Source organism: Chryseobacterium sp. C2(2020), from assembly GCF_014218915.1.
GTDB lineage: Bacteria > Bacteroidota > Bacteroidia > Flavobacteriales > Weeksellaceae > Chryseobacterium > Chryseobacterium mucoviscidosis.
In genome coordinates, this window is sequence record NZ_JACLCT010000007.1 from 81,007 (window position 1) to 99,345 (window position 18,339).

An 18,339-nucleotide genomic window follows, 5' to 3' on the forward strand; every position below is an offset into this window, starting at 1 on the left:
TTGCCTTATGAATTACAATATCAACAAAGGCATCGGCAGGACGGTGGAATTTAAAGGGTTGAAAGCACAATACCTGTTCATTTTCGCAGGTGGGCTGCTCGGTATGCTTATCCTCGTGATGATACTGTATATGGCAGGCGTAAACTCTTACATCTGCCTGTTCCTCGGAGCAGGCGGTGCTTCGCTCATCGTATGGCAGACCTTTTCGCTTAACAGGAAGTACGGCGAACACGGGCTGATGAAAATTGCAGCCAATAAACGGCATCCCCGCTACATCATCTGCCGCAAGCCTGTACACCGCTATTTAAAATTCACTCCTAAACAGAATGCCGTATGAGAAATGTAGCAAAGACTACCACACTGGAAAATAAATTTCCTTTGTTGGCAGTAGAGAACAACTGCATCTTATCCAAAGATGCGGACATTACCGCCTGCTTTGAAGTGCGTTTGCCGGAACTGTTCACGGTAGCTTCTGCGGAATACGAAGCCATTCACTCCGCCTGGCACAAGGCTATCAAAACCTTGCCTGATTTTACGGTCATTCACAAACAGGATTGGTACATCAAAGAAAGCTATGCACCCGATTTGACAGAAGACAACCAAAGTTTTTTGGCAAAATCCTATCAACGTCATTTCAACGAGCGACCGTTCCTCAACCATTATTGTTACCTGTTCTTAACAAAGACCACTAAGGAAAGAATGCGGATGCAAAGCAACTTCAGTTCGCTTTGCAAAGGCACACTAATACCAAAGGAAATCAGAAACAAGGAAACGATACACCGCTTTATGGAAGCGGTCGCCCAGTTTGAGCGTATCGTGAACGATAGTGGTTTCGTAACCCTAAAACGTCTGACCGAAGATGAAATTATCGGAACAGAAAATACACAGGGATTACTGGAGCAATACCTTACGCTTTCGAGGGGAACCGGAACACCAATGCAGGACATCGCACTCGGAACAGAAGAAGTACGCATAGGCAACAAAAGGTTAAGCCTGCATACTCTTTCAGATACCGATGACCTGCCCGGAACGGTATCGGCAGATACCCGTTTTGAAAAGCTATCTACCGACCGAAGCGATTGTCGTCTGTCATTCGCTGCACCTGTGGGCTTGCTGTTAAGCTGCAACCACATTTACAACCAGTATTTGTTTTTGGATAACAGCGAAGACAATCTGCAAAAGTTTGAGAAGTCTGCAAGGAATATGCACTCACTGGCAAGGTACAGCCGTGCCAACCAAATCAACAAAGAGTGGATAGAAAAGTACCTGAACGAAGCCCACAGCTTCGGGCTATCTTCTGTTCGTGCGCACTTCAATATTATGGCGTGGTCAGAAGACCCTGCGGAACTGAAACAGCTAAAAAATGATTGCGGTAGTGCGTTGGCACTGATGGAGTGTAAGCCTCGGCACAACACAACGGATGTAGCTACTTTGTACTGGGCAGGAATGCCGGGCAATGCAGGCGACTTTCCGAGTGAAGAAAGTTTTTACACATTTATTGAGCCTGCGCTGTGCTTCTTTACAGAAGAAACCAATTACCATAATTCGCCCTCGCCGTTTGGTATCAAGATGGCTGACCGACTGACCGGAAAACCTATCCATTTGGATATTTCCGACCTGCCTATGAAGCGAGGTATCATCACGAACCGTAACAAGTTCATACTTGGTCCGTCGGGTTCGGGCAAATCGTTCTTTACTAACCATATGGTACGGCAGTATTACGAACAGGGCGCACACGTACTGTTGGTAGATACGGGTAACTCTTATCAGGGCTTATGCGAACTCATCAAAGGAAAAACCAAAGGCGAAGATGGTGTTTACTTCACTTATACCGAAGATAACCCGATTGCCTTTAACCCTTTCTATACCGATGATGGCGTGTTCGACATTGAGAAAAGGGAAAGTATCAAAACTTTGATACTGACCTTATGGAAACGTGATGATGAGCCGCCAACCCGTTCTGAAGAAGTTGCCCTTTCCAATGCAGTAAGCGGTTATATCGAGCGTATCAAGACGGAAGATGTGTACCCGTCATTCAACGGTTTTTATGAGTATGTAAAAGGCGACTACCGCAAGGTACTGGAAGAAAAGCAGGTTAGGGAAAAGGAGTTTGACATTGCCAATTTCCTTAACGTACTCGAACCCTATTACAAAGGTGGAGAATACGATTATTTGCTAAACTCAAACAAGCAGTTAGACCTGCTTTCCAAACGCTTTATCGTGTTTGAAATTGATGCGATTAAAGACCACAAAATCCTCTTTCCCATAGTCACGATTATCATTATGGAGGTGTTCATCAACAAGATGCGCCGACTGAAAGGTATTCGCAAACTTATCCTGATTGAAGAGGCTTGGAAAGCGATAGCCAAAGAGGGAATGGCAGAATACATCAAGTATCTGTTCAAAACTGTGAGGAAATTTTTCGGGGAAGCCATTGTCGTAACACAGGAGGTCGATGATATTATCCAGTCGCCTATCGTCAAGGAAAGTATCATCAACAACTCCGACTGTAAAATCCTGCTTGACCAACGCAAGTATATGAACAAGTTTGATGATATACAGGCAATGTTGGGGCTTACCGACAAAGAGAAAGGGCAGGTACTTTCCATCAATATGAACAACGATGCAAGCCGACTTTACAAAGAGGTTTGGATTGGCTTAGGTGGTACGCACTCGGCAGTCTATGCCACCGAGGTTAGTTTAGAGGAATACCTCGCCTATACCACAGAAGAAACCGAAAAAATGGAAGTGATGCAACTCGCATCTGAACTGGACGGTAATGTAGAACTCGCCATTAAGCATATCGCAATGCAAAGGCGGGACAAAGTAAATCAATAATCATTAACATTTTAAAATTCAGAAACAATGAAAAAAGTATTGTATCTGGTGTGTACGGCACTGATGCTCGCCGTAGCACCGTCAGCAAAAGCCCAGTGGGTTGTAACCGACCCCGCAAATTTGGCTTCAGGGATTATCAACTCTGCAAACGAAATCGTGCAGACTTCTTCCACCGTAAGCAACGTGATAAAGAACTTCAACGAAGTGAAAAAAGTTTATGACCAGGGCAAGGAATATTACGACAAGCTGAAAGCTATCAACAACCTTGTGAAAGATGCCCGCAAGGTGCAGCAAACGGTATTGTTGGTCGGCGATGTTTCCGAAATGTACGTGCAGAATTTTGGCAAGATGATGAACGACCCAAATTTCACACCGCAGGAACTGACCGCCATCGGTAATGGTTATTCGGCACTGCTCAATGAAAGTACCGAACTGCTGAAAGAACTGAAGCAGATTATTACCTCTTCAAGCCTTTCGCTCAATGACAAAGAGCGTATGGATGTGATTGACCGTGTGTATAAAGAGGTAAAGGATTATCACAGCCTTGTGCGCTACTATACCAACAAGAACATTTCTGTAAGCTACCTAAGAGCGAAAAAGAAAAACGATGCCCAAAGAGTGCTTGAACTCTACGGAACTGCTAACCAAAAATACTGGTAACAATGGAATGGGATAATCTTCACGAACTCCTGCGGTCGCTTTATGATGATATGATGCCGCTTGCAGGCGATATGGCAGCAGTAGCTAAGGGTTTGGCAGGATTGGGAGCATTGTTCTATGTGGCATTAAAGGTTTGGCAGGCTTTAAGCCGTGCCGAACCTATTGATATGTTCCCTTTGCTGCGCCCGTTCGCTTTGGGGCTTTGTATTATGTTCTTCCCGACCATCGTACTGGGAACCATCAATGCGGTATTAAGCCCGGTGGTGGTAGGAACACACGAAATCCTCGAAGACCAAGTGCTTGACCTGAACAAGTTGCAACAGCAAAAAGACCAGTTGGAATATGAGGCAATGGTAAGAAACCCCGAAACCGCCTATATGGTATCAGACGAAGAGTTTGATAAGAAACTGGACGAACTGGGTTGGTCGCCCTCCGACATTGGAACAATGGCGGGTATGTATATGGACAGGCAAGCCTACAAGATAGAGAAAGCCATAAAGGATTGGTTTCGCAATCTACTGGAAATTCTCTTTCAGGCGGCGGCTTTGGTCATTGATACCATACGAACGTTTTTCCTGATAGTCCTCTCCATACTCGGACCAATAGCCTTTGCTATTTCCGTATGGGATGGCTTTCAGTCCACGCTCACGCAATGGCTCACGAGGTACGTCAGCGTTTACCTGTGGCTTCCCGTTTCGGATTTGTTCAGCTCAATGTTGGCAAGAATACAATCCCTCATTTTAGAACGGGATATAGCAATGCTTGCCGACCCCACCTATATACCTGATACGAGCAATACCGTGTACATCATCTTTATGATAATCGGCATCATCGGGTACTTCACTATCCCGACAGTAACAGGTTGGGTAATCCAAGCCGGAGGCGCAGGAAACTTTACCCGCAATGTAAACTCCACAGCAATGAAAGCCGGAAATATCGCCGGCGCAGGCGCAGGTTCAACAGTTGGAAACATCGGCGGTAAACTGATGAATAAATAAACATTAATCATTCTAAAAAATGGAATTTAAAACGCTAAGAAATATCGAAAACAGCTTTAGGCAGATAAGATTATATGCCATTGTGTTTGCGGTTCTCTGCATCAGCGTGGTAGGTTACGCCGTATGGCGTTCCTACCGCTTTGCAGAAGAACAACGCCAAAAAATCTATGTACTGGATAATGGTAAATCCCTGATGCTTGCCTTATCGCAGGATGCGAGCATCAACCGCCCGGTTGAAGCAAGGGAACACGTCAGGAGATTTCACGAACTGTTCTTTACGCTTGCGCCCGACAAGAACGCTATTGAAAGCAATATGAGCAGGGCATTCAACCTTGCCGATAAAAGTGCTTTTGATTACTACAAAGACTTGTCGGAAAAGGGCTATTACAGCCGTATCATTTCGGGGAACGTGCAGCAACGCATAGAGGTGGATAGTGTCGTGTGCAATTTCGACAACTACCCCTATGCTGTGCGTACCTATGCCAAACAGTTCATTATCCGGTCAAGCAACGTAACCAGGCGCAACCTGATTACTTCCTGCTATCTCGTCAACTCCGTTCGTTCCGACAATAATCCACAGGGCTTCAATATTGAAAAATTTGCAGTCGTGGAGAATAAGGATATAGAGGTTATCGAACGCTAAAAAAATAATCTTATGGAAGCATTATCAGATTTAAGCACGTTCGCAAAAATCCTTACCGACAAAGGATATAACGGGTATTTCCATACGCAGGGAGCGTATGCCGGAAAGCTGAAAGACAGCATCAGCGAATACCTCGAAAGTTGCCAAAAAGGTGCAGACAGTTTACCTAAGCAGGACTTACTGCTGACAGGCTACCTGCAATGGTCAGGCGATGACAAGCCCCGTATAGAATGCAGTATGTGGGTAAAGTACCTAAATGGCAAATTCTCATTGAGCCGTATGGAGGTAGCGAAGAAAGACGGCTTTGGGCAATTACTCAAAAAATCGGAACTGGCAAACCTGTCCGTAATGTCCGCACCCAAATTAACGGAAGCGGTCGCACTGGTCAACGATGCGCCGAAGCAAACGGCGGGTAAAAGTCCTAAGCGTTTCAAGCTATAACACAGAAATAGTAAGGCTATGAAAAAATTAAAAGCAAATATGGACAGGTACTTTGATAAGCTGGACGAACGTTGGCGGGCTTTGCCTTTACGCAAACAGCACCGATATACGCTGTACTTCTTTGTGGGTTATCTGCTGCTTACCGTAGCGGTCATTGGCAAAGTGATGTACGATACCTCAAAGTCCGGTAACGATATGGTCATAGAGCATATCGAGAACCCTGTCCTCAAAAGTAAAAATCCTGCAAGGTTGCAGGATAGTGTATCAACAATTTTAAAAAATCAGATTTATGAAAGAAAATGAGAACAAAAAATCGGTTGTTCGGGTAACGGAGGGGAACCCGTCAGCAACCGCTGATGTGCTGCAAGACGGCACACAGAACAAAGCCGAAAAGCTCAAAAAGCCAATCATATTCGGTTTAATGGGAATTGTCTTCTTGGGTTGTATGTACCTCATATTTAAACCGGGCGAAGATAAAAAGGCGATTGAAAATATCGGGCTGAACGATGCCGTGCCACAGGCTACCGGAGCACGAATGCCCGACGATAAAAGCAAGGCGTATGAGCAGGAAATGCTCGAACGCAAAGAGCAGGAGAAGCGTAATGCACTGACCACGCTTTCTGATTATTGGAATACTGAAGACAGTGCATCTGCTGACAATGAAGATAGTTTACCCGAAGAAGAGGAAAGCGACGGCTTTGGCGGTGGTGGCAGAAATTCGGGACGAAACGGAAATTCGGCATTGAACAGCTATCGCAATGCGCAAAGTACATTGGGTTCATTCTATCAGGACAACAATTCTGAAACAATGGAACTGCGTAAGCAGGTGGACGAACTGAAAGCGAAGTTGTCGGAAAAAGATGTGCCACCTGTGGCCACCGTTGACGACCAACTCAAATTAATGGAGAAATCCTATGAAATGGCTGCAAAGTATCTGCCGCAAAATGCCAATACCGGAAATGCTGCTCCTGCAAACGGTGCAACTACGGGAGCTGCGGGTGCTAACCAAAAAGAGCAATTCGTATCGTTTACACCCACAAGAAAGAACATTGTATCAGCCCTGTACCGTGAACCGTCGGACAGTGCCTTTGCAGCCGATTGGAGCCAAACAAAAAACCGTGGGTTTTATACCGCAGGTTCTACTGAAGAGGTAGTACAACCCAAAAACAGCATCAAAGCCTGTGTACACGAAGCCCAAACGGTAGTTGGCGAAACGGGTGTGCGCTTACGCTTGTTAGAGCCTGCTAAAACCCCGCAACGTACCATCCCCAAAGGAACGATTGTAACGGCTAATGCCAAATTTCAGAATGGCAGGCTGCAATTAAAAGTTACCTCCGTAGAACTGGAGGGCAACATCATCCCGGTTGATATTACCATTTATGATTTGGACGGACAGCAGGGCTTGTACGCGCCTTATTCGCCGGAAATGAACGCCCTTACCGAAATGGCGGGCAATATGAGCCAGACCGGGAGAACAAGCGTAATGCTCACGCAGAATGCCGGACAGCAGGTAGCGGCTGACCTAAGCCGTGGCGTGGTACAGGGTATTTCGGGCTATTTCGCCAAGAAAGTAAGAACGCCAAAGGTTACACTGAAAGCGGGCTATCAGGTCTTCCTCGTATCGAAAAAATAATGTTGAACTCAAATAAATAAAACAATGAAAAATCATTTAAAAACCTTTTGGGCTTTTGCCCTGATACTCGGCTTTGCCGTAACAACCTATGCACAGGACAGTGCAACAGCAAAAACACCGCTTGCATTGGGAAAGATAGAACCGTACCGTATGGAAGTTACCTACGATAAAACGTCGCACCTGATTTTCCCGACCGCCATTCGTTACGTGGATTTGGGCAGCGAATACCTGATTGCAGGGAAAGCTGAAGATGCGGAAAACGTGTTGCGTGTAAAAGCATCAGTTAGGGACTTTGAGCCGGAAACGAATTTTTCCGTTATCACGAATGATGGGCGTTTTTACAGCTTCAACGTGTATTACAGTTCCTACCCGGAGGTATTGAGCTACGACCTGCTCACAATGCAAAAGGCGGTGGATAAAGCCAACGGTAACGATGTGCTTTTTGAAGAATTGGGCAACAATTCGCCCTCACTGGCAGGCTTGCTACTGGAAACCATTTACAAAAAAGATAAGCGTATTGTAAAGCATATCGGGGCTAAGAGCTTCGGCATCCAGTTTATCCTCAAAGGCATTTACATACACAACGGCAAATACTATTTCCATACGGAATTGAGAAACCGTACCAATGTGCCGTTTCAGATTGATTTTATCAATTTCAAGGTAGTGGATAAAAAAGTTGCCAAACGCACCGTAGTCCAGGAACGCCCTTTAACGCCTTTGAGAACGTACAAGCCATTGGACGGCATTGCCGGAAAATCGACCGAGCAAAATGTGTTCCTGTTAGACCAGTTTACCATTGCCGATGACAAGGTACTGCTGATTGAGATTTTCGAGAAGAACGGCGGGAGGCATCAAACGCTTCAGGTAGAAAATTCCGATTTAATCAAAGCCCGTTTGATTGACGATATGCACCTGAATTTTTAACAACCCTTTAAAGCAAGAATATGAAAAAGTATATCTATACCGTGCTGCTTGTCCTGATAGGCATCACTGCCGCACAAGCGCAAAGGATGCTGCCGAAGCAGAAAGGATTGGAAATAAGTGTAGGCGTATTATCCAATAATAAAATCGGCAATGATTACTACATCAGCGCAGCAATGACTGTAAACGGTAAGAACGGTAACTATCAGCTTTGGGCGTTGGAATATACCCACCAGTACCACGATTATAAAGAACTCCGCATACCGCAGGAAGCCTATTCCGCAGAGGGCGGTTACAGCTTCTTCCTGTTGGGCGATGCCCGAAAGAACATCACGCTGAATTTCGCCGTAACAGGCGTGGTCGGCTATGAAAGCATCAACCGGGGAGAAGCGATGTTGTACGACGGTGCGAAGATATTGAGCGAAGATAATTTTATCTACGGAGCAGGCGGTCGCCTCACTTTTGAAACGTACCTGTCCGACCGTTTTGTACTAGTCCTGCAAGGACGTACAAAAGTCCTTTGGGGTACAGACTTAGAACAGTTCCGACCGTCCGCAGGTGTGGGATTAAGGTTTAACTTTTAAAACAGAAAACAATGATAGCAATATTCAATAAATTCAGAATAGGATTACTGCCGATATATGTATTCCTGGTAATCCTCACAGCTTCGGTAACGTTGGTATCTTGTAGCAAAGATGATGAACTCGAAATACAGGACGATTTTCCTTTTGATGTAAACGTGATGCCTGTTCCAAAAGATGTATCTACCGGGCAGACAGTAGAGATACGCATTACCATACAGCGTTCAGGCAATTACAGCAATACGCAGTATTTCCTCCGTTACTTTCAGTTCGACGGGCAAGGCACATTGCGGTACTATGATGAACCGCCGTACCTTCCCAATGACCAGTACCAATTACCAACGGAGCAGTTCAGGTTGTACTACACTTCAACGTCTGCCGTATCACAGTCCTTTGATGTTTGGATTTCGGACAACTTCGGGAACGAAAAACAAGTGAGCTTTCAGTTTAACAGTACCGATTAACGGTAAAATTCTATAAGAGCAAAAACCGACTTCAATGAGGTCGGTTTTTTTGTTTTTGGTTTGCCCATACTTTCATAGTAACCGTCAAACACTGCCTTTCAATACACATTTTCTCCGGTATTTCCGGTTTGACCGACAGGAATGTTACAATGTTACAATGAACAACCGTACCTGCAAAACGCTATTATTGGTCTTTTATCTTTTCTTTTGCGGTTGATAATAAAATATTGTCACACCAGTGTCGAGGATTTTTGTATTTACAAGTTTCAAAATAATTCTATCATTTATTTGCTCAAATAATGGTAAACCTTTCCCTTCAATTATGGGATGGATACAAATTTGAAATTCGTCTATAAGGTCACAGTTTAATAATTCAATAATTAAACTCCGACTTCCAATTAAAATATCCTTTCCTGCTTGTTGTTTGAGTTCGATAACTTTTTCGTTAAGTGAATTATCTGAAATTTTCGCACTGTCCCAGCTTGTTTCTTTTAGAGTTTTGGAGAAAACAAGTTTTGGAATTTTGTCTATTGAAATTGCAAAATCATCCATTGATTTTTTCCCCGATGGATTTTGCAATAAGGTTTGCCAAAACTTCATTAGTTCAAAGGTTGTCCGACCATATAAAATAACGCCACCATTATTTATTAGGTCAGAGTAATGTTGATGAAGTTTTTCGTCCACTATTCCCACTGTATGGTCACAAATTCCGTCAAGTGTCATATTAATTGCTGCTATTACTTTTCTCATATTAAATCTTTATTTGCCTGAAATTTATTTTCTTTTTGGACAGGATATTATCTCTGCATTGTTCAGTCGTTGTTCCAAATAGGTTTTTATGTTACTCTTTTTATACCATTTTTAATACCCTCTATAATCATATCTCCATAGCCATTGTCGGGTAATTTGTTCGTAAAAGAAAGAGCTAATTGATAATTCTTTTTTGCATTTACAAAGTCGTTCAGGTCTTCGTAGCATTTAGCAATATTTAAATATAACGAAGGGTAAGTTTCTTTAATAGTATCTTCATCTATTTTAAAAGCTAATTGTAAAGCGGTTTCGTCCCATTTCAGCTTTTCTTCAACACTTTTCTGATATCGAGCTACATAATGAGCAGCAGTAAATTTTTCAAAGTCGTTTGTAGCTTCTTTCCAAGCTTGTAGGAAAAGTCTGTTTGCATCTTTTAGTTTACCTTTTCCTTCCAAGTTCATACCTTGAGCACAGAGTTTAACAACATTATTGTCTGGGTCGAATAGCATATTGCTTAATTTAAAATGTGAGTAGCAAAATTAATGTGCTGTAAAAACCTGTGCATTGATATAGGTCAAAAAATCTCATTTCGATTTAAGTCTGCTTAAAGTTTCTTGGGTTATGTCGAGGTACGATGCAAGTATTTTGTTCGAGAGCCGTTGAACAAAGATTGGTGTTTCCGCCATTAATTTGTCATAGCGTTGTTTAGCAGAAAGTGTTACAAGGTTCTCTATTTTTTTGTTTTGATAGAGATAAGCCATTTCCAAAAGTGTTATATAGAATTTTTCCCATTGGGGTATTTCAGATATTAACTGATAAAAATCTTTATGGCTTATTGAATATAATTCCGAATTTTCAAGCGTATCAACAAATTCAAATGATTGTTGTTGTGAAATAAAACTATAAATAGAGGTTGCTATGCTATTTTCAAAAGCTACATACCTTGTCTTTTCTTGTCCTTGTTGGGTTATGTAATATGTCCGAATACAACCACTGTGTACAAAATATAGTTCTTTACAAATTTCTCCTTCCAAAAGCAAGGTCGTGTTTTTTTTGAAGGTCTTTAACTTAAAGCAAGCTGCTATTTTGTCGATTTGATTGTCGTCAATATTTGTATTAGCCCTTAAATAATACTTCAGTTTTCCTATCATAAGATTTTATATTGTTGAGGCGGCTTTCATATTTTTCAAAAGCATTTATCTTCTTTCAAATTTACAAAATAATTCCCTTCGGGAATTACAACTATACGCCAAATGCTGCCTCTCAAAGCCAATGGCTACAACATTCTGCTGCCGCTTGCAAAGCCTTGATAAATTCGACTTCCCTAGCAAAATTGAGCAAACAATGGAAGTAATCGCAATACAAAAATCCGCACTGGACGGAATGAAAAATGAGCTGAAAGCACTTTTGGAACTGACCGAAAATGCCACGCAGAAATACACGCCAATTTTTGCGCAAGAGCAATGGCTCGATAACCAGGAAGTTTGTTTGATGATGAACATTACCAAGCGGACTTTGCAGACGTATAAGGACAAAGGGTTATTACCTTATTCCCGACTGAACCGTAAGAATTATTATAAACGCTCGGATGTACAGGCTTTGCTCGAAGCCGGACAGCCGTACAATACTGCCGAAAATGGATTTATTCACGAATGACAATGAAGAAATCATTGCCCATCAGGAAATGATTGCACAGCTAAGAAGCCGTATCGAAAGCATATTGAAAAACTACCGCCCTGTAATGAACGGAGAAATTTATCTATCGAGCGAAGATGTGTGCAAACTGCTCCATATCAGCAAACGCACTTTACAGCAATATCGTGATGATAGCATTCTGCCGTACATCCAAATAGGCGGTAAGATTATTTACAAGGAAAGCGATATTCTGACGATACTGGAACAAAATTATATCTCCCAAAAAACAGTTTGACTGTAATCTTTTTTGTATTATATGCGGTCAAAAAAGTACAAGTTTAGTATCTTTGTTGTCGAAAATATAGAAAATACTTAAAGTTGTTTTTGCTTTAAGTTCCGCATTAGAAACTGGTAATTTTTAAAACCCCGGAACGAATAAGTAAGAACGCTCACGTTATGGCGTGGGCGCTCGCTTATTTGGGGGTCAGGCGTACCAGTGCCTTAATGCCAGTAAGTGTGGTTGCCTGCGCTTCTTTTTTTGTGCAGGGCTACATCAACACAAAAAAGGTATGATATGGAAACTGGTACAGCAACGCAAGAAATTACTCTTGCCTTTATCAATGATAGAAATCCAATTTTAGATTTGACCTGTAACGACCTTATTGCTTCAGGGCTTGAAGTATTATTTCGTTCGGAAAACATTGAAGAAGGACTATCTCAATTATCCCCATTAAAAGAACTTCCCAAAGTTTGCATTGTTGACCTTGATTTTTACAACAGTGATGTATTGGCACAGCTTCAAAAATTAAGGACACAATATCCAACCATTAAGCTGATTGCGCATAGTGATATTGATGCAAAAAAAGCCATAAATCCTCTTTTAGTAATTGGTTTTACAGGTTATCTGCTGATTGGCAGCGATGCAGACGATTTTAAAAAAGCCATTAATGTTGTTATCAATGGCGGAAGATATTTTAGTATGGGTGTAGCGAATATTGCACAGGAATATTTTACTTATAACTAAATCTGCTTTTTTAAATCTGTAATTTTTATTTGGGCAATATTGTTGTTATTTATTCCAAGTTGCGACAGTTTTTCTTTATGTGCTTGCTTTTCAAGCTCACTGTAATACGAAACATTCCAAATTACATTTTCATTTAGTTTGGTTTTTAATACCTCAAAATATTTTAAATCTACTTCTGAAATAGAATGCCCTAAGACAATAACGTTTTCAACTTCTGTAAGATTGGTAAAAAAAACAATATTGTTTTCTATAATTGTAGTTGTATTTTTAAATGCCTTTGTATAATAAGATAGTATTTCTTGTTTGGCACTTTCATAAGAGTAGTCATATTCGTCAGCCTTTTGTTCACGCCATTCGTATAATTCCTCTTCGCTTAATCCTTGTGGCGGTTCTTCTTCTTTCTCATCAAAATTTGCTGGGTCAGTTCCGTGCCCTAAAATAAGAGTACAATTTTCTGTATCTGCTCTGTTATGAATATAAGTTATTCGTTCTTCGGGAATGCCGTAGCCTTCCTGTAGTGTTTTTGTATAATTGAAATTTAAAAAATGGCTATCGTTTTCTATGTCAATTAGCACATCGTCAGAAATACTTTCGTATTTGACTTTTAGAATAAACTTATTAAAGTCGCTAATTAGAGTGGTCGTTAAATCCTTAATGATTTCTTCCATCTCTATCTGATAACTATGCCAATCTCTATCTCGAAAATCTTCAGCACCAGGGCGAGCAATTAAGTCGGAATTATCGTCCAATACCGATAAATAATCCAAGTCAGCTAAGGCTTGCTCAAATCTTGACCATAACGCATACTCTTCATCTGTCAATTCAGGATTTGTAATATCAGGAAGTCCATAATAATTTAATAAGAGTTCATAAACCTCACTATTATTTTCAGCCAAGTACTTTGCAAAACTTTGATACCTTGTGTCTAATTTATGATGGATGTCAAATCCATTACCAATAATGTATAATGTTTTCATTAATTCAGTTGTTTAATCTATTTTTTGGGTTATAAACCACTTCGTTTTCCAAATATTGGGTTTAGCTTATCCCAAAACTGCTGTTCAAGAATTTCGACAATGAAACGTTCAATAATTTCATTGCTTTCTGAAATGACTTCGTATGCAAAAATATTCAAATCGTATTCTAAACAATTGTCCCACTTGCATAAATGCAAACTATAAACCCGATTTCCTTCTGTGCCAAGATGGTTCTTAATTCTTGTCTTGAAATCAGTCGTTGAGCTTCCAACATATAATATATCTGATGAAGTCTTGTTGTACCGGGAAACGTTAACACGGTCTTTATTCTTTACTTTTAGCTTATTTGCTGGTTGATAATCTTCAAAATAATTAATCAGCGTGCTTAAAATTTTCGGGGATTTAATCTGAACAATATAAATGAGTGGATTGTCGCTTTTAGGAATTTTATGCAGATAATTTGAAAGCGTTTTCCTATCTCTATATTCCGATGAATGAAAGGAAATTTCACAGAACGGTCTAACTGTTATTTTTGAAATTTGCTTGGCTATATTCAATGCAAACTCTTCAGATTGCTTTACAATATGTTCACTGTCAATTTTCATTAAATAATTTTCTTTCTTTTTAAGGTGTTCAATTTTACTTTTTCTCTACTTAGTTCGTCATCCCAAAAAAACACTGCCGATTGATGATTTCTATTTTGCGATGAGGGATAAATAATCCCCGATATTTTATTCTTCCTATTTTTATTGAATGGATACCTTAAAAATTCAGTCACAACTTGAGTTGGAACGTATTCGGTATGTTCTTTACCATCCTTAATAATTTGTTGCGTTATATCCCTTACAAATGAGTATAGAAATAAAATAAGGTAATATCGTTTCTTGTCCTTAATGCCGAAAATACTTGGAATTTTTGGGAGCTTATTAAAATCAACAACAACCTGATTTTCTAAGGTTTCAAATTCCGCAATCGTTACATACCTTTTGTATTTATCTGTCCTGCTTATTGTTTCTAAAATTGCTGTATCATCATCAAAAGCGGAATAAAACATTGATATTCCTGAAGGGCTAAACCTATTTGGATAAATTGCTTTTTTGTTAGGGGGAGCAGTGATTTCGTTAAAATCTATAATTTTTGTTTTGAAGTCGTGTTGTCTACAACGATAAAGTTTTGTTCCTGCCGGGATAATCCTGATTATATTTAATTTTGATATAAGTTTACCAACCTCTTGTAGTATTTGCAAGACTTTAGGAAGGCTGCTGTCTGCTGATGAAAAAAGGTAGCGGGATTTATGTTTGATGATTTCTTTAAAGTAATTCCACTGAAATTCTAAATCATCTTTAATATTCTCGTAATACAGGTCAGGTTGAGCCCAAGCAATATCTTCAATTGAATTAACAATATCTTCAATAACCTCAAAAGGTTCAGCATTTAACTCTATGTGTTCTTGTATAAGTTCGTCAGGGGTATAGATTTCTCCAAGATAACCTCCCTCTCTTGAATTGTAACTCATAAAGTTGGCGGCATCTTCATAGAAATTTGAAATACCATCCATAATAAATTCCATTAAATCTTCAAGAGAAACTACTTTTAGTTCCTTAGCGCAATAATCACAATAACCATCGTGATAGTTTTGCCTAATAAAGCGATTAATGCTTTTATCATCAAAATGTTTGATACAAATGTTCTTATCTGGAATATTGCTTAAATTTCTACTTTCTAATTCAAGCCATCTCTGTTTAACTCCTCCCATATATTAATTTGCAGTTTTTGCTATAAAACAAATTTAGCAAATTTAAAAAGGTGCTTGAACCCAGATTTATGAAAATTCAAATCAATTAGTCAGTGTCTTTTTCTTTGTTCGCTGATTAAGAAAGGAAGTTATTATTATTAATAACCAATCATTGGGATAATGAATATCCCAAACAATAACGCTGCAACCTGTTTGGTAAAATGGAGAAGAAAAGGAATTGTGTAGTGGTGCATTTTACTAAAGGGGATTGCTCCCATTTAAAGCAAAAAGACTGCCCGACCATCGGGAGGATCTGTCTTTTTGCCGCCCGACTTTTTGGGTCGGACGGTGTTTTAATTTTTCGGTTTGTTTAACCGTTCTCTTAGAGTTATTAATTTCTTGTGCATATCTGTCCAATATGTCTGCCTTTCCTTGTCGCTTTTCACAGGTGGGTTATGCTCATATTCTTTATACCAACCAGTTTGCTGAATAGCTTTTTTAAGGTCTGTAACTTCAATCCAGTTCCCGTTTTTATCTCTAATTTTCATTGTGCTGAATTTTAGCATTAGCCAATTGATTTTCGATTTTACGCTCTAATAAGGTGTCGAGAATTTCCCACTCGCTTTCATATTCTGTTCCCTCAAAATGATAGGTATCTGTTTCCTCGTCTAATTCATAGCTGTCAAAGTCCTGGCTATCTAAGCAGGTGTTCGTTAGTATGCCGTCTTCAAATATTGCCTGACCATATACTAAGCATCCTAATTCCTCATAGTCCTGTGTGAAATTGACTTTGAAGTGTTCGGCTATCTGCTTCACGGTTTCCGTGTTTGGCGACCATTTTGTTTCATACTGGAATACGCCCGCACTTTCATTGTCCTGACTGATATTGTACAAATAATCTCCGTGCGTGTCCTGTACGAAATGAGGTAATTGCCCGCAGTTGTCTTTCTGTTCCTGTTCAGCCATTGATTTGAATAGCTGTGTTATCTGTTCTATTGCTTCGGCTGTTCCCTCAAAAACAACCCAGTTGTTGCACCAATTAGCCATAATTATTTATCGTTTAAGGTTATCTGTAAAAATTTGTCGCTCCCGAAAATCAGGTGTATCACCTGTTTTAATTGCGGGTCGCACTGCGTATCGTCTGTATATTCAATCAGGCAGTGAATAGCGAAAATTGAATTGTGTCCGTCAAAAAAATGGTCTGTAAACCAGTGCGGGCGTTTCCATAGTGGTTCGGCTTTGTCTATGCCTTTTTGTGCATTCTGCACAAGCCTGCACCAAAAATCAGCGGTGAAAAATCCCTTTTGATACCAACCCTCACGAAAGGCGGTTTCATTTTGCAGGAAGTAGTCGCATTGTGTTTTTATAGCGTTTTGCAGGTTCTCCAGTTCTGCGGGAAACAATTTACATAACAAGCCCGCTTTATCGAGGTTGTCCATTTTATCTAATGCTTTCATATCTTTTGTTTTTAGTAGGCGACCACCTTTGCAGGCAGTCGCCTTTGATGATTAATTGAAGTTGAAAATCTCTGCTCCTGAATAGGCAAAGTCTGTACACAGTTCAAAGGCTTTTTGGGTCTTTAGCTGTGCTGTACCACCCATTACAATAGATTGTAGTTTGGCTTCGCCATCCCTGTAATTGCGTACATTCTGAAAGTAGCCTGTAACAGCATTGTAAGCCCCGAATAATGTGCCTTTGGTAGTTGCCATTTGTTGGGTGTCGCTTATCATAGCGTATTCAAAGGCATCATCTACGGTGTTTTTGAACACGGTGGAAACTTCATCTTCCGCACCTTTTTTGAGCAGGTTAAGCGTTTCTTTGTTTGGGCAAAGTGCCAACTGGATTAGCTTTCTTACTTCTCGGTCTGTTACCCTTACTTTAGCCCAGTCGTTAAAAATGTTCTCTAACTGGGTGCTTAGGGTATTGGCAAGCCCCATAACCTTGTGAGCGTTTTCGAGGCGTTGTTTTGCGCCTGACGTGTGTTTTATACGCACAACGTTTGTCATACTCCGTAATGATGCGTTAAGGGTGTTTTGGCATACGATACGGATAGGGGTAAACGCTGCGGTAATACTTCCGCTACCATCGTGGCTCGTGGTTAAGAAGATGTACTTTTCTGTTACGTCGTCGCCGTTACCTACTCGGATATAGTCAGGCAGCTTGGCAGTGATAAAAATGCGTTCCCCGTTGCCCAATGCTCCTGCGGTTTCATACAATATCCCATCGCCTCCGCCTACAATAGCATCAAAGAAATTGAACGCCTCACGGTTCTGTACGATATGGTAGTCTTTCCCTACTACACCCAATGGTGTATTGGTGTCGGTGCGGAGTGTGGCGAAACTGTTAGGTACTAAGATGTCGTTTGCTTCAATCAGCTCTCCGCTGTCGCCTATGCTCATTGTTCTGCCCTGTGTAAACAGTGGGGATTTGATAACCTCGTAATCTAAACCTGCGTGTACGATTGCTTCCTCGCTTGTTGGGTACTGCTCTACGATTTGCCCCAAACCGTGCCACGCTTTTTGTTGAACGCTGCAAAATGAATGACGTCCTGTTTGCTCGTTGAAATTGATGTTGTGTGCCATAATGCTAAAATTTTGATGTTTGAAAAAATGTTATTTACTCACTCGCTTTTCTCCTTTCCCGCTTCCCGTTGTGGTTTGCTCCGCTTCGCTTCGCATAAATTTTTCCAAAAGAAAAACCGGAAAAAAGAAAGCAGATAATCCAAGCGGGCAACAGCGATGACCAAGAAAAAAAATGATTTAATGGGGGTTCCTTTAGGGGGAAACCGTTCATTCGTTTTTTTTATTGGTGGGTGTGTGCGATGGCTGCCCGCTATAACTTAGCTGCCTTTTTACCGGTTGATTGTGGAAATTTTCTGTTCTAAATTTTTATGGTATTAATGACCAGGCTATGATAGCCTGTAATAGAGATTTGAAAAATGGAATAGCAAGGGGCGTTAGATTAGGGTTTCGTTTTTCAATTTTCTATTTAGCAAGTAGGTAATAAGCTCTTTTACAGCGTTGGATTGCGTTGAGGAAA

At 40.8% G+C, this 18,339-nt stretch carries 24 protein-coding genes; 14 read left to right on the forward strand and 10 right to left on the reverse strand.

Annotation, left to right across the window (positions count from 1 at the left end; translation table 11 throughout):
- Positions 1 to 7 precede the first annotated feature (7 nt).
- From H6W52_RS06180 to H6W52_RS06230, 11 genes are read left to right on the forward strand one after another with little or no spacing between them, the layout of a single operon-like run.
- Positions 8 to 337 carry a DUF4133 domain-containing protein gene (locus H6W52_RS06180; protein WP_116096929.1) on the forward strand — a complete coding sequence of 110 codons (330 nt, stop codon included), beginning with the start codon at positions 8 to 10 and terminating at the stop codon, positions 335 to 337.
- Entirely contained in the window at positions 334 to 2,838 is a 2,505-nt protein-coding gene (locus H6W52_RS06185) for a TraG family conjugative transposon ATPase (RefSeq protein ID WP_116096927.1), read from the forward strand. The genes H6W52_RS06180 and H6W52_RS06185 overlap by 4 nt, the downstream gene beginning before the upstream one ends.
- A gap of 27 nt (positions 2,839 to 2,865) precedes the next feature.
- Positions 2,866 to 3,498 (forward strand): DUF4141 domain-containing protein, encoded by a 633-nt coding sequence (locus H6W52_RS06190; protein ID WP_034735094.1) that lies wholly within the window; start codon positions 2,866 to 2,868, stop codon positions 3,496 to 3,498.
- A 2-nt stretch (positions 3,499 to 3,500) separates the two neighbouring features.
- The gene (gene traJ, locus H6W52_RS06195; protein WP_123861346.1) at positions 3,501 to 4,496 is read left to right on the forward strand and encodes a conjugative transposon protein TraJ; all 996 of its coding nucleotides are present in this window, start codon (positions 3,501 to 3,503) and stop codon (positions 4,494 to 4,496) included.
- Positions 4,497 to 4,515: 19 nt separating this feature from the next.
- Positions 4,516 to 5,139 carry a conjugative transposon protein TraK gene (gene traK / locus H6W52_RS06200; RefSeq protein WP_037440337.1) on the forward strand — a complete coding sequence of 208 codons (624 nt, stop codon included), beginning with the start codon at positions 4,516 to 4,518 and terminating at the stop codon, positions 5,137 to 5,139.
- A 12-nt stretch (positions 5,140 to 5,151) separates the two neighbouring features.
- Positions 5,152 to 5,580, forward strand: coding sequence for a hypothetical protein (locus H6W52_RS06205; protein ID WP_116096923.1), 429 nt, complete (start codon positions 5,152 to 5,154; stop codon positions 5,578 to 5,580).
- Between the two features lie 18 nt (positions 5,581 to 5,598).
- Positions 5,599 to 5,883: a nitrogen regulatory IIA protein gene (locus H6W52_RS06210; RefSeq protein WP_116096921.1), complete on the forward strand. Its 285-nt coding sequence runs from the start codon at positions 5,599 to 5,601 to the stop codon at positions 5,881 to 5,883.
- Positions 5,870 to 7,213: a conjugative transposon protein TraM gene (gene traM, locus H6W52_RS06215; protein ID WP_116096919.1), complete on the forward strand. Its 1,344-nt coding sequence runs from the start codon at positions 5,870 to 5,872 to the stop codon at positions 7,211 to 7,213. The genes H6W52_RS06210 and traM overlap by 14 nt, the downstream gene beginning before the upstream one ends.
- A gap of 24 nt (positions 7,214 to 7,237) precedes the next feature.
- A complete protein-coding gene (traN, locus tag H6W52_RS06220) occupies positions 7,238 to 8,137 on the forward strand; it encodes a conjugative transposon protein TraN (protein WP_116096917.1) in 900 nt (299 codons plus the stop codon).
- A gap of 20 nt (positions 8,138 to 8,157) precedes the next feature.
- Positions 8,158 to 8,718, forward strand: a complete 561-nt coding sequence (locus H6W52_RS06225) for a conjugal transfer protein TraO (RefSeq protein WP_116096915.1) — start codon at positions 8,158 to 8,160, stop codon at positions 8,716 to 8,718.
- A gap of 11 nt (positions 8,719 to 8,729) precedes the next feature.
- A complete protein-coding gene (locus tag H6W52_RS06230) occupies positions 8,730 to 9,179 on the forward strand; it encodes a DUF3872 domain-containing protein (RefSeq protein WP_116096913.1) in 450 nt (149 codons plus the stop codon).
- Positions 9,180 to 9,374: 195 nt separating this feature from the next.
- On the opposite strand, the gene H6W52_RS06235 is transcribed toward H6W52_RS06230, so the two are convergent.
- The 3 genes from H6W52_RS06235 to H6W52_RS06245 form a co-directional block, all read right to left on the reverse strand.
- Entirely contained in the window at positions 9,375 to 9,929 is a 555-nt protein-coding gene (locus tag H6W52_RS06235; protein WP_116096911.1) for a dihydrofolate reductase family protein, read from the reverse strand.
- A gap of 86 nt (positions 9,930 to 10,015) precedes the next feature.
- Positions 10,016 to 10,438 carry an rRNA adenine methyltransferase gene (locus H6W52_RS06240; RefSeq protein ID WP_116096909.1) on the reverse strand — a complete coding sequence of 141 codons (423 nt, stop codon included), beginning with the start codon at positions 10,436 to 10,438 and terminating at the stop codon, positions 10,016 to 10,018.
- Between the two features lie 75 nt (positions 10,439 to 10,513).
- Positions 10,514 to 11,080 carry a Crp/Fnr family transcriptional regulator gene (locus H6W52_RS06245; protein ID WP_116096907.1) on the reverse strand — a complete coding sequence of 189 codons (567 nt, stop codon included), beginning with the start codon at positions 11,078 to 11,080 and terminating at the stop codon, positions 10,514 to 10,516.
- A 193-nt stretch (positions 11,081 to 11,273) separates the two neighbouring features.
- On the opposite strand from H6W52_RS06245, the gene H6W52_RS06250 reads away from it, so the two are divergent.
- The 3 genes from H6W52_RS06250 to H6W52_RS06260 all read left to right on the forward strand — a co-directional run bounded on the left by H6W52_RS06250 (position 11,274) and on the right by H6W52_RS06260 (position 12,588).
- Entirely contained in the window at positions 11,274 to 11,585 is a 312-nt protein-coding gene (locus H6W52_RS06250) for a helix-turn-helix domain-containing protein (protein WP_002995989.1), read from the forward strand.
- Positions 11,566 to 11,859, forward strand: coding sequence for a helix-turn-helix domain-containing protein (locus H6W52_RS06255; RefSeq protein ID WP_116096905.1), 294 nt, complete (start codon positions 11,566 to 11,568; stop codon positions 11,857 to 11,859). The genes H6W52_RS06250 and H6W52_RS06255 overlap by 20 nt, the downstream gene beginning before the upstream one ends.
- A 279-nt stretch (positions 11,860 to 12,138) precedes the next feature.
- Entirely contained in the window at positions 12,139 to 12,588 is a 450-nt protein-coding gene (locus tag H6W52_RS06260; RefSeq protein ID WP_116096903.1) for a response regulator transcription factor, read from the forward strand.
- On the opposite strand, the gene H6W52_RS06265 is transcribed toward H6W52_RS06260, so the two are convergent.
- The 7 genes from H6W52_RS06265 to H6W52_RS06295 all read right to left on the reverse strand — a co-directional run bounded on the left by H6W52_RS06265 (position 12,585) and on the right by H6W52_RS06295 (position 17,882).
- Complete coding sequence (locus H6W52_RS06265; protein WP_116096901.1) at positions 12,585 to 13,565, reverse strand: bacteriophage abortive infection AbiH family protein; 981 nt, start codon at positions 13,563 to 13,565, stop codon at positions 12,585 to 12,587. The genes H6W52_RS06260 and H6W52_RS06265 overlap by 4 nt on opposite strands.
- A gap of 29 nt (positions 13,566 to 13,594) precedes the next feature.
- Positions 13,595 to 14,170 (reverse strand): hypothetical protein, encoded by a 576-nt coding sequence (locus H6W52_RS06270; protein ID WP_116096899.1) that lies wholly within the window; start codon positions 14,168 to 14,170, stop codon positions 13,595 to 13,597.
- Positions 14,170 to 15,321 (reverse strand): HEPN-associated N-terminal domain-containing protein, encoded by a 1,152-nt coding sequence (locus tag H6W52_RS06275; protein ID WP_116096897.1) that lies wholly within the window; start codon positions 15,319 to 15,321, stop codon positions 14,170 to 14,172. Before H6W52_RS06275 ends, H6W52_RS06270 begins: the two co-directional genes overlap by 1 nt.
- Positions 15,322 to 15,653: 332 nt before the next feature.
- Complete coding sequence (locus H6W52_RS06280) at positions 15,654 to 15,848, reverse strand: 3-isopropylmalate dehydratase (RefSeq protein WP_116096895.1); 195 nt, start codon at positions 15,846 to 15,848, stop codon at positions 15,654 to 15,656.
- Positions 15,838 to 16,347, reverse strand: coding sequence for a hypothetical protein (locus tag H6W52_RS06285; RefSeq protein ID WP_116096893.1), 510 nt, complete (start codon positions 16,345 to 16,347; stop codon positions 15,838 to 15,840). The genes H6W52_RS06280 and H6W52_RS06285 overlap by 11 nt, the downstream gene beginning before the upstream one ends.
- Before the next feature lie 2 nt (positions 16,348 to 16,349).
- A complete protein-coding gene (locus H6W52_RS06290; protein WP_116096891.1) occupies positions 16,350 to 16,757 on the reverse strand; it encodes a hypothetical protein in 408 nt (135 codons plus the stop codon).
- A 51-nt stretch (positions 16,758 to 16,808) separates the two neighbouring features.
- Positions 16,809 to 17,882 (reverse strand): DUF932 domain-containing protein, encoded by a 1,074-nt coding sequence (locus tag H6W52_RS06295; protein WP_116096889.1) that lies wholly within the window; start codon positions 17,880 to 17,882, stop codon positions 16,809 to 16,811.
- Positions 17,883 to 18,339: the final 457 nt, after the last annotated feature.